The following is an 832-nucleotide window of genomic DNA, read 5'->3' on the forward strand; positions in this document are numbered from 1 at the left end:
AGCGTAGCGCAGAGCCCAAACCCGTGCCACGAAGCGGCGTCGGCTTGAACGATTAGTTAGGTCTGTAGCCTTTAATCCATATCCCAATGGAACCTATTGGTCCCACAAGTCTTGCACTTAAATAGATAGAATGAAAACCCGTCAATAGCGCCGTGAGAAAATGTAAAACGACCTTGTGTTACTTTTTGGAATAGCGTTTCTTCGGTATATTGCTTGTCGAGCGCCAGAAGCTGTTGTGCTGTCTTGAAGCCCATAAACGTCATTGGGTGTTTACAGCAAAATAGCCATTGATCTCCTTGCCACGTGATGTAATCAGGCGTTCTCAGAAGTTCAAACATAATTTCACTGGGAAGGATGGCGCCGATCCAGCCATCTTTAAGCTCTACAAGTTCGAAATTTGGGTTTTTGAGGCCAGGCACACCATGAGTAATGCCTTCAAAGGCCTGCCCCCAAGAAATCATTCCGAGTTCACTATCTTTTGTAATTGCCACTAAGCCGGACCTAAGGCACGAATAGCAGCAGAGAATCTCTTCTAATTGAGAAAGTGCTGGGGGAAATCCGATAACAGCGCCACAGCTTCTGCATGTCTGTGATTTTTTGCGGGAAGTGCTGAGGCCATTTTCGACATTGCAGGAAGAGCAATGAACAATAATGCAGCAGCCAGTTCCCAGCAAAAAAGTATGGGGTTGAGGTGTTTCGCAAATGGAGCAGACGCCTGGTCCAGAGTATCCAGCGCAGTCATCTATAGGTGCCTCGAACAGCGAAAAGGGCGCTCCAAGTTCTTGGAATGTGCTCATAAGGATGATCTACAGACCTAACACCTGAGTTAAGC

The 832-nt window shown here is 47.0% G+C and carries 1 protein-coding gene; it reads right to left on the reverse strand.

Annotated features, from left to right (window positions below; all coding sequences use genetic code 11):
- Window positions 1-71 precede the first annotated feature (71 nt).
- Window positions 72-797: a CbrC family protein gene (locus ABE093_RS13575; protein WP_430761446.1), complete on the reverse strand. Its 726-nt coding sequence runs from the start codon at window positions 795-797 to the stop codon at window positions 72-74.
- Window positions 798-832: the final 35 nt, after the last annotated feature.

This window comes from Solilutibacter silvestris (genome assembly GCF_050574925.1).
Taxonomy (GTDB): Bacteria; Pseudomonadota; Gammaproteobacteria; order Xanthomonadales; family Xanthomonadaceae; genus Solilutibacter; species Solilutibacter silvestris_A.

Coding starts and splice junctions, on each gene's coding strand:
- ABE093_RS13575 (WP_430761446.1), bottom strand. CDS start 797: ATGAGCACATTCCAAGAACTTGGAGCGCCCTTTTCGCTGTTCGAGGCA.